The 10,016-nt window shown below is 71.1% G+C and carries 8 protein-coding genes; 1 reads left to right on the top strand and 7 read right to left on the bottom strand.

Annotated features, from left to right (window positions below; all coding sequences use genetic code 11):
• Positions 1–7 precede the first annotated feature (7 nt).
• Positions 8–880 (top strand): zinc metalloprotease HtpX, encoded by an 873-nt coding sequence (htpX, locus tag KGA66_RS04170; protein WP_211464634.1) that lies wholly within the window; start codon positions 8–10, stop codon positions 878–880.
• Positions 881–937: 57 nt separating this feature from the next.
• On the opposite strand, the gene KGA66_RS04175 is transcribed toward htpX, so the two are convergent.
• From KGA66_RS04175 to KGA66_RS04205, 7 genes are all read right to left on the bottom strand, one after another.
• Complete coding sequence (locus tag KGA66_RS04175) at positions 938–1,840, bottom strand: ABC transporter permease (RefSeq protein WP_246506983.1); 903 nt, start codon at positions 1,838–1,840, stop codon at positions 938–940.
• Positions 1,827–2,960 carry an ABC transporter ATP-binding protein gene (locus KGA66_RS04180; protein ID WP_211464636.1) on the bottom strand — a complete coding sequence of 378 codons (1,134 nt, stop codon included), beginning with the start codon at positions 2,958–2,960 and terminating at the stop codon, positions 1,827–1,829. Before KGA66_RS04180 ends, KGA66_RS04175 begins: the two co-directional genes overlap by 14 nt.
• 5 nt (positions 2,961–2,965) lie before the next feature.
• On the bottom strand, positions 2,966–4,222 hold the full coding sequence (locus KGA66_RS04185; RefSeq protein WP_211464638.1) for a LolA family protein: 1,257 nt from the start codon (positions 4,220–4,222) through the stop codon (positions 2,966–2,968).
• Positions 4,223–4,334: 112 nt separating this feature from the next.
• Positions 4,335–5,834 (bottom strand): hypothetical protein, encoded by a 1,500-nt coding sequence (locus KGA66_RS04190; RefSeq protein WP_211464640.1) that lies wholly within the window; start codon positions 5,832–5,834, stop codon positions 4,335–4,337.
• Positions 5,835–5,900: 66 nt separating this feature from the next.
• Positions 5,901–6,392 carry a YajQ family cyclic di-GMP-binding protein gene (locus KGA66_RS04195; protein ID WP_211464642.1) on the bottom strand — a complete coding sequence of 164 codons (492 nt, stop codon included), beginning with the start codon at positions 6,390–6,392 and terminating at the stop codon, positions 5,901–5,903.
• A 205-nt stretch (positions 6,393–6,597) separates the two neighbouring features.
• Positions 6,598–8,658: a S53 family peptidase gene (locus KGA66_RS04200; RefSeq protein WP_211464644.1), complete on the bottom strand. Its 2,061-nt coding sequence runs from the start codon at positions 8,656–8,658 to the stop codon at positions 6,598–6,600.
• A gap of 391 nt (positions 8,659–9,049) precedes the next feature.
• Positions 9,050–9,964 (bottom strand): AurF N-oxygenase family protein, encoded by a 915-nt coding sequence (locus KGA66_RS04205; RefSeq protein WP_369015806.1) that lies wholly within the window; start codon positions 9,962–9,964, stop codon positions 9,050–9,052.
• Positions 9,965–10,016 lie beyond the last annotated feature (52 nt).

The following is a 10,016-nucleotide window of genomic DNA, read 5'->3' on the forward strand; positions in this document are numbered from 1 at the left end:
TAAGACGATGAGCAACTATCCTGTGCGTCACAACGGAGCGAAGACGGCTGCTCTGCTCGGCTTGCTGAGCGGCCTGATCCTCGCTGTCGGCGGCCTGCTCGACGGCCGCGCCGGGCTGCTGCTCGCTTTGCTGATCGCGCTCGGCACGAACGGTTTCGTCTATTACTCGTGCGACAAGCTGCCGTTGCGCGCCATGCGGGCGCAGCCGGTGAGCGAACCGCAGGCGCCTGTCATGTACCGCGTGGTGCGCGAACTGGCCACCACCGCGCGTCAGCCCATGCCGCGCCTGTACATCTCACCGACCGACTCACCCAACGCCTTCGCCACCGGCCGCAACCCGCGCAACGCGGTGGTGTGCTGCACGACCGGGATCCTGCGCATCCTCAACGAGCGCGAGCTGCGCGGCGTGCTCGGCCACGAGCTGGCGCACGTGTACAGCCGCGACATACTCGTCTCCTGCGTGGCGGGGGCGCTGGCCAGCGTGATCATGTGGTCGGTCAACCTGGCCTGGCTGATACCCTTCGGCCGCACCGACGACGACGGTCCGGGGCTGCCCGGCCTCCTGGCCGCGATGGTGCTCGCGCCACTGGCCGCCACGCTGATCCAGCTGTCCGTCAGCCGCTCCCGCGAGTTCCGCGCGGACGCCGTCGGCGCCAGGCTGACCGGGGACCCGCTGGCCCTGGCCTCCGCGCTGCGCAAGCTCGACTACGCCACCTCGCGCATGCCGCTGCCGCGTGAACCCGGACTGGTGACCGCGAGCCACCTGATGATCGCCAGTCCCTTCGGCGGACGGGCCCGCGGCGCGGCCCGCCTTTTCGCCACCCATCCGCCCATGGCGGAGCGGATCGCCCGCCTCGAGCACATGGCCGGGCTGCGCTGAGTCTTCCCGGGCTGAGTCTTCCCGGGCTGAGAGATCCACCGGCTGAGTCCTCCCCGGCTACGACAACACGTCGCGTGAGGTGAACCGCGCCCACGCCGCCGAGCCGAAGACCGCGACGTACAGCGCCTGGATCAGCAGGTTGTGCACGATGTTCGGGGTGTAGACCGGGTCGCGCAACACGTCCGCGAAAGAGATCCACTGATCCGTGAACAGCCACGGCTGGATCGCGGACAACTGCGGAATCGACTGCAGGATCCCCGAGAGGATGGTCACCCCGACGGTCACCGCCATCGCCGCGACCGCCGTGTCGGTCAGCGTCGAGACGAACAGCCCGACCGCCGCGAGCCCCAGCAGCGAGGCCGCCACCAGCGCCGTGATCAGCACCGCCTTGACCAGGGCCGCGCCGAAGGAGATCGACTCCCCGGACAGCAGCGTGACCTGGCCGATGGGGAAGAGCACCAGCCCGACCACGAAGGCCGAGAGGGCCACCGTGAACGAGGCGACCAGGCAGAACACCGCCAGCGCGCCGCCCTTGACCGCCAGCAGCCGGTTGCGCCCGACCGGGGCCACCAGCAAGTAGCGCAGCGTGCCCTGCCCGGCCTCGCCGGACAGCGCGTCGCCGGCCACCACTCCGATCGCCAGCGGCAGGAAGATCGGCAGCGTGATCGTCAGAGCGCTGAACACGAGGAACAGGCCGTTGTTGGAGACCTGGCCGATGAACCCGCCGCCGTCGTGGTGCCGGGTGGTCAGCCTGACCGCGAGGCCGAGCGCGACCGGGATCGCGGCCAGCGCGCCGAGCAGCGCGCGGTTGCGAGCCCGTCCGAACATGGTGGCCAGCTCGTTGCCGGCGAACGAGCCGCGCAGCCGGACCCTTGGCCTGGCCGCGCGTGCGCCCCCGCTCACCGCGCGGCCCGCGTGCGCGCCGGCGCCGCCGCTGTCCACACTGCTACTGAGCGACATCGAAACCCTCCCCCGTCAGCGCCACGAACGCGTCCTCAAGCGAGGGCCGTTGCACCGCGAAGCCGAACACCCGTACCCCTGCGCCGACCAGCGCGGCGCACACCGCGTCGGGTTCCAGCCCGTCGGCGTCGCAGGACACCCGGTCACCCTCGACCTGCACCTGCGCGCCCGCGCCTTCGCCGCCATCGCCAGCCCCGTCGCCGCCGGCAGACGCGGTCTTGAGCACGGTGCTGAGCACCGTCTCGGCCGCGGCGGTGTCCGGAGTGGTCACCACCAGCCTGGCCCGCAGGCCGGCGCCCAGTTGCGCGACCGTGCCCTGGGTCACCAGCCGGCCCCTGCTCATGACCGCCGCGTGCGTGCAGACCTGCTCGATCTCGTCCAGCAGATGCGAGGAGAGGAACACGGTCGTGCCGTCCGCCGCCAGCGACTTGATCAGACTCCTGATCTCGCGCATGCCCTGCGGGTCCAGGCCGTTGGTCGGCTCGTCGAGCACCAGCAGGTCGCGCGGCTGAAGCAGCGCCGCGGCCAGGCCGAGCCGCTGTTTCATGCCGAGCGAGTACGCCTTCGCCTTCTTGCGCGACGCGTTGCTCAACCCGACCCGTTCCAGCGCCTCGCCGACGCGGGCCGTGCGGGTGCGCGGGTCCGCGCTGCGGTCCGCGGCGTCGTAACGGGCCAGGTTCTGCGCCCCGGTCAGGTACGGGTAGTGCGCCGGGCCCTCGATCAGCGCGCCGACGCGCGGCAGCACCCGGTTCGCCGCCCGCGGGATCGGCTCGCCGAACAACTCGACCCGCCCGGCGCTCGGCCCGATCAGAGCCATCAGCATCCTGATCGTGGTGGTCTTGCCCGAGCCGTTCGGCCCGAGGAAGCCGAACACCGCGCCCGGCGGCACGGCCAGGTCCAGCCCGTCCACCGCGAGCTGCCCGCCGCGGTACCGCTTCGAGAGCCCGTAGGTCGCGATCGCCGCGTCGCCGCGCGAGGAGCCGCCGGCCCCCGTCGCAGCGGTTTCGGGCGCCGCTGTCCCGGCCGTCGCGGTTTCGGCCGCCGCAGCCGGGCCGGTGACCGCGGCACGGGCGCCCGCCACGGCGCCCTGTGCCGGTCCGGTCGCAGCGGTGCCGGTCACCGGGCTCACTTCGTGCCCTGCGCCGCGGCGTCGGCTTCGAGCACCGCCGGGGTGACCGCGCCGGCGAACAGCCGTCCGTCGTCGGTGACCAGGAGGGACAGGAAGTTGGTCGTGTACAGCTTCCCGCTGCCGAACGCGCCGCTGACCGGCTTACCGGCGCCGATCAGCGCGTCGAGGTAGCTGGATGCGTCGCCGTTGAACAGTCCGGTCGCGTTGCCGTGGCCGCCCGAGCCGCCCGATCGCGAACCGGAGCCGGCCGAGCCCGCGGCCTTCGACAGAGCATTGAGGTCCACGCCGTGCAGTTCGACCACGGTGAGCCAGTCCCGGCCGAGCGCCTGCGGCTTGAGGGTCTGTGCGTTCAGGCCGCCGAGCCCTGCCGAAGGCGCCGCCTGCTTCGCCGTGTCCTGATTCATTTCCTGCACGGTCGCGCCCTTGGGCGCCTTGAAGTCGAACTGTGCGTTGCCCGGCGCCGAGAACGAGACCGAGGTGAAGCCCACCTCGAACGCCGGGGTGCCGGAGCCGGCCGGGTAAACCGCGACCTGGAGCGGCGCGCCGTTCTGATAGTCGACCGCGATGGTGACCTCGCCGATCAGCGAGCCGCTCTGCTTGGGCGTCAGCCTCAGGGTGTACGCATCGCGTCCGGCGACGGACTGGGTGCCGTCCACGGAGATGTTCGTGGACGGGGAGAGCGCGTCCAGCAGCCGCTGCGCCGCCTGCTGCGGGGTCAGCGGGGTCTTGGTCAGCTCCTCGGCCTTGGGCCGCGGCTTGTGCGCGCCGGGCCGTTCGGTCATCGTCGCGTGCTCGACGCTGTTGTGTGAGCTGTCGTAGAGCCACAGCTGGGTGCCGTTGCGCACCATGTCGTATTCGGAGAGCGAGTCGAGCAGCGCGAGGCGCTGCTTCTGCGGCCCGTTCGCCGCGACCTGCAGCGTGTGCGTGCCGCTGAGCAGGGAAAGCGGGTTGGCGCCGCCGGCCAGGTTCGGCAGTGCGGGCAGGCCGAGGTTGGTGGTCAGCGCGACCGTGCCGGAGTAGGTGTCGACCTTCGACTGCGCGACCTTCACCAGCAGGTTCTGCGCCGAGATCGGCGGCAGCGCGGGCGCGGCCGCGGCGAACTGCGGGGCCAGCGCGGCCCCGGTGGCGACGATCGCGACCACGGAGGCCGGGGCGATGGCGCGGACCGTACCGCGGCGCAGCGGGCTGACCGGGTGCGCCTGGCCGTGGGTCTCGCGCTTGCCTGTGCGGTTGTTGCTGTCGTGCTCGCTCATCTTCTCGCTTCACTCCCCGTGCGTCAGCCGGACGCGTTCGGCCCTGTGTGCCTTTGCTACTCGCTATCACAGCACCGCGCGGCGTCGCGGGGATCGTCCCGAGGTCTGTTCTTCACGTAGTTCTCACGACTGACCCGGATGGATCAGGGTCGGCTCGGCGGCCGTCGGGAGCGGGATCGTCGGGAGCGGGCCCGTCAGGAGCGGGCTCGTCAGGAGCGGGCTCGTGTGGAGCGTGTCGATCAGTCCTTTGATCCGCGCCGCGCCGCGCCGCCAGGTCGTCGTGAGCGCCCTGACTCTCCGGGACCGCGTCCGCGCCGGGGCGCCGGATCAGGTCCGCCAGGATCGGCAGGCCGCAGACGCCGACCAGGTACACCTGGTAGTACAGCCGATCCAGCTGCGAGGTCAGCGGATGCGCCGCCGCGCTGGCCAGGCCGGTCAGCGCGGCCGCGGAGACGATCGCGCCGAGATCGCGCCGGTAGCGCCACAACAGCACCGCGCCGAGCAAGAGCAGCGCGGGCACCAGCGGATCGTGCAGGTAGTTCTTCGCCGTCGCGAGCCAGAAGTGCTTGTTGAGTGAGAGCCACTTGCCGTAGAGGTTCGGCGGCGTCGGCTCGGTGTAGTGGTTGGTGAAGGTGTCCTCAAGCGAGGCCTTGAAACCGGGCCAGCCGAACGCCGTCGGCAGCAGCCCCAGCACGATCAGCACGCCCGCGCTGTACCCGGCCAGCAGGCCCGCGCGCCGGTTGCGCCACCGGCGGTCCCACCAGGCCAGCAGCGCGATGGTCAACAGCATGGTCCCGGCCTGCACCGAGAAGGTCGAGTAACGCACGACGAACCCGCACACGTACGCCGTCGTCGAGACGATGAGCCCGAGCCGGGTGCGCCCTCGCAGCAGCAGCACCGCGCCGATGAGCACCGCGATCGTGCACACCAGCGTCGGCGCCTCGGTCAGGAACTGGTTCAGCCAGAACCAGGTCGGCAGCGTGTACAGCGCCACCATGCCGGTCAGCGCGGCCAGCGTCCCGCCGCCGGCCAACCGGATCAGCAGCACCACGCCCCAGCCGGCCAGCAGCGTCAGCAGCACGCTGAGCACCGCGAGACCGCGGTTGAGTCCGAAGCCCGCGACGAACGGGGCGGCCAGCAGCGGATAGCCCGGCCGCGAGTCGAAGATCAGGTTGAACCGCGGCATGTTCGGCGCGAGGCCGCCCCTCGCGGACCACTGCGCGATACAGCCGTTGCGGATCCCGGCCCGCGTCGCCGAGTTCCCGGTCGTGCGCGCCAGGTCGGCGCAGTAGTAGTCGAGCGCGATGCCGCGTGCCTGCGCGTCGCTCTTGCCGAGGTCGCGCTCGATCGCGGTGATGTACCGGTAGGTGTCGTTCCACGTGGTGTCGCGGATCTTGCCCGGCTCGCCGACCATGACCACCGTCGCGATCACGGACACGATCAGCGCCCACGCGGCCAGGCTGCGCGGCCACCGCGGCGTGATCGCGAGCCCGCCGACGCGGATCCGTCGCGCCGTCGCGCCCGTCGCACCTGTCGAATCCCCGGCGCCGCCGCCGAAGACGGGCTCCGTCCAACCTGCGGTCGCCGGTCGCAGCGGCGCGCTCACTGTCACGGGTCCGGATGTTACCCCCACCGCGGCGCGGCCCACCGAGCGCGGGGGACCGCCGCCGCCCGGCCGCTACCGGTAGTTGGTGAACTGGATCGCGAAGTCGAAGTCCTGGCCCTTGAGCAGCGTCATGACGGCCTGCAGGTCGTCCTTCGACTTCGACGACACGCGCAACTCGTCACCCTGGATCTGCGCCTTCACGCCCTTGGGCCCCTCGTCCCTGATGAGCTTGGAGACCTTCTTCGCGTTGTCCTGGCTGATGCCCTCGGCGACCGTGGCGGAGATCTTGTACACCTTGCCGGACAGCTGCGGCTCGCCGGCGTCGAGCGCCTTGAGCGAGACCCCGCGCTTGACCAGCTTGTCCTTGAACACGTCGAGCACCGCCAGCACCCGGCCCTCGGCGTCCGCGCGCAACTCGATCTTCTCTCCCGACCAGGCGATCGCCGCGCCGGTGTTCTTGAAGTCGAAGCGCTGCGAGATCTCCCGCGCGGTCTGGTTCAGCGCGTTGTCGACCTCCTGCCGGTCGACCTTGCTGACGATGTCGAAGCTGGACTCGGACGCCACGACGCGCTCCTCACTCGGCTCGCTCTGCCCCCACCGGGCATTTTCAACGACTCGGCTCGACGACGCGGCCTTCGACCCGGGAGCCTCGGCTGCGTCCTCGAAAGCAGAGCCTACCGAGCGCACACGCGAAGGCGGGCCGCCCCCGCAGGGACGGCCCGCCCGAATCGGCCGGTCGCGCTTCGCGCGCCGCGGACCGGTGGCGCCGTTAGAAGCCGAAGCCTCCCAGACTGAAGGACCACAGGAACCAGGCGTTCGGCGAGCCGAGGCCGGTCGCGTTGTCGAAGCCGCGGCCCGCGTTCAGGCCGTAATCCGTGCCGAGCGAGTAAAGCCGGGCCTTACGGCTGCCGTCGGCGTTGTAGCCGAGGTCGTAGACCACGGACAGCGTCTGGTCGCCGATGTGCGTCGCGGCCGGGTGCGCCTTGACGTCGGTGTAGAGGCCCTCACGCAGGTAAAGCGCCGGGTTGGCGAACCCGAGCGGCCGGCCGTGCCGCGCCTGGATCGCGTCGGCCAGGATGCCCGCGAAGGACGGCGAGGACACCGAGGTGCCGCCGTAGCCGGCCTCCGAGTACGGGCCGCCGTCCGAGATGCCGACCGCGACCGAGGTCAGCAGGTCGCCGTTCATCGCGACGTCCGGCAGGACGCGGTGCGCGGTGCTCACGCTCTTGCCGGTCATCAGCGTGTGCGAGAGCTTGGACGGTACGGCGAAGTGCTGGTACCAGGGCTGGTTGAAGTCCTCGCTCGTGCCGCCTCCGCCGCCGAAGAACCAGTAGCCCGGGAACGGGTTCCACGAGGTGCCGTCGGCGGACAGGACCGAGCGCTGGTTGCCCATCGCGGTCTCGAACTTGTACGAGCCGGAGGCGCTTGAGATGGCCAGCGCGGTGCCGCCCACCGCCGTCGCCCACGGGTCGGAGGCCGGCCACTGGGTCTGCGGCTCGGTGGTGTTCGGGTCGCAGTTCGCGCCGGTCGAGGCCGCGCCCGGGGAGTTGTCGCCGCAGTCGCCCGAGGAGACGTTGAAGCCGATGCCTTCGACCGCGGCCAGCTTCAGCACCTGCTCGTAGGGCGCGATGATCGAGGTGTCGAAGTACCCGGCCGGGCCGTGCATGATCTCGCCCCAGGAGTTGGAGACCACGTCGGCCAGGTGCTTGTCGACGATCAGCTGCCAGGACGCCAGCAGGTCCTGGTCGGAGCAGGAGTTCGCCCCGACATACACGACGTCCGCGTTCGGCGCGTAGCCGTGCGCCATCTCGACGTCCAGGGCCTCTTCCGGCGCCCAGCCGTCCGCGCCGCCGCAGGCGGCCTGCAACTGCCAGTTCGCCGGGGTGACGTACTCGGTGTACTGCCCGGGCCGGAACGCGGCGTCGCCGTGGTTCGTCGCGTACTGATTCGCGTCGGCGAGCATCGTCGAGGAGCCGTAGGCGTCCACGATCGCGATCGTCGCGCGCTTACCGGTCAGGCCGGTCTCGGCCACGCCGTAGGCCTTGCGCAGCTGTGAGGGAACGTACGAACACGGGTCGGTCGGCTCGGCGGCGGTGTAACCCGCCGGGAAGCCGGTCGCCGTGTACTGACCCCAGTAGGTGGAGCAGGGCTCCGGGACAGTGGTGGCCGGGGTGCTCGTCGCGGTGTTCTTCGTGGCCTTCGTGTTCTTCGTCCCGATGGCCTTCCGAACCGAGACCGAGTCCGGACGGGCCGCGGTGTTGGTCACACCGTCCAGGCCGACGACGGAGAGCAGGCCCTTGGCCACCGAAACGGGCAGCGTCAGGTCGCCGGTGGGTGCGTGATGTACGCCGGTGGGCGTCGCGAAGTTGTGCAGGCTGGTGCTGAAAGCGGCCTCGACCTGTGCGGCCGTACCGGAGATGTCCAGGTAGTGCTCGGTCGCGGCGGTGACGCTCAGACCGTGGCCGGCCAGGTAGCTCTTGAGCGCGGCGGTGCTCGCGGCGGACGGGCCGAACTTCGCGGCCGCCTGCGCGGCGCTCAGGTACTTGCCGTACTGCGCGGAGGACGGGGTGGAGACGGCCTGCGCGTACGCGGCCAGCCCCGCCGCGTCCTGTGAGGCGAGGTAGACCCGGGCGGTGATCCGGGTGGACGAGGGCACGGCTCCCTTGTCCGCCTGAGGTGTGGCCCAGGAGGGGTGGCCTACGGCGATGGACGATCCGGTTGCGGCAGCGTCGGCCGGTGCGGCGGACGAGAGCGCGGTGGCGAGCAGGGCAGCGGCCGGTATGACCGCGGCCGCGACCCGCCGGGCCCGCCGTTGTGCGGCGAGTGGCATGGGTGGCCTTCCTCCCCTTGGAGGTCCTGCCGCGCGGGGCGGAAGGACGAGAGTGGTGGGCAGGCTGCGACGCACAGCACGCGGCGCGCAGCGAACCATTGCTACTGCCGCGAGCCGTGACGGCGCAATGGCTGGGCTCAAAACTCGTTGAAGTTGCCCGTTTTCCGCCGAAGTGTCAGCGCATTACAAAGGGGGGTGCGCCGCAACCGCTCCGGTATCGCAAGGGATTTCCCTACTTCCGCGTCGATGGGTTCCGTAGTGCGTGCGACAGTCGCTGTTCGTGTCCGGATACCGCCCGTGAGCGGTACGTGACGATCAAGCAGGTTCCCGCTGCGGCGCCGGCGGGAACCCGGGTGCCCACGATCGGGTGATTTCGACCCGCCGTGTGCGCCTATTCGACCAGGAAGGACTTGCGCCAGAAGTACATCCCGGGCTCGCCGACCAGCCCCGCCTCGGCCAGGAACGGCATGATCTTCTCGCCGCCGAACCGGATCGTCGCCCGGTGGTGCGGGTTGTTCAGCGCGACCCGGTGCGTCGCGCGCGGATCGAGGCCGACCGACGCGTACACCCGCGGGTTGATCAGGCTGCGGCACACGATGTACGCGATGTGCGAGAGCAGGAGCCGGTGGTACGGCAGCTGCCAGCGCGGCGTCGACTCGATCGAACGCACCAGTTCCGCGCGTGCGAAACCGATGTGCCGCGCCTCCTCCACGATGTGGATCCGGTTCACCATGCGCATCAGGGGCTGGATGCTCTCGTCGCCGACCATCTCGCGCTGGAACCGGTCGACGACCTCCTCGCCGATCAGCACGGCGCCCCACATCGCCGGGCCGCGCGCCAGCAGCGGCAGGACCCTGCCGCGGCGGTGCACGCTCCGGGTCGGGCCGTACGCGGGTGTTTCGATGCGCTCGATCATCCGGGCGAACATCGTCGAGTGGCGGCATTCGTCGGCGGTCTCGGTCAGCGCGTACTGCACGTGCCGGCTGGTCGGATCGCCCTCGTAGACCAGCTTCGTCAGCATCCTCATGAGCAGGAACTCAAGCCAGATGCCGACCGAGGCCACGCTGGCGGCCTCGTGCTTGCCCAGTTCCAGCCGCTGCTCGGGGCTCAGCGAGCGCCACAGCGGCGTGCCGTAGAGCGAGCAGCGTTCCTCGCGCAGGTAGCCCAGGCCCGGGACGGGCGGCGCGGACCAGTCGATCTCCAGCTCGGGATCGTAGGAACGCTGCGCGGTCGAGCGCAACAGCCGCTCGGCGGTCTGCTCCCGTCCGCCGCCGGGGTCGGCCGCCGGCTCGACACCGCGCCGCATCGCCGCGGCCGTCTCTCCGCCCGGCCCGCCCCTGCCCGCGCTCGTATCCACC

Origin of the sequence: Actinocrinis puniceicyclus, from assembly GCF_018283645.1 — a bacterium.
In the GTDB taxonomy this organism is placed as follows: domain Bacteria; phylum Actinomycetota; class Actinomycetes; order Streptomycetales; family Catenulisporaceae; genus Actinocrinis; species Actinocrinis puniceicyclus.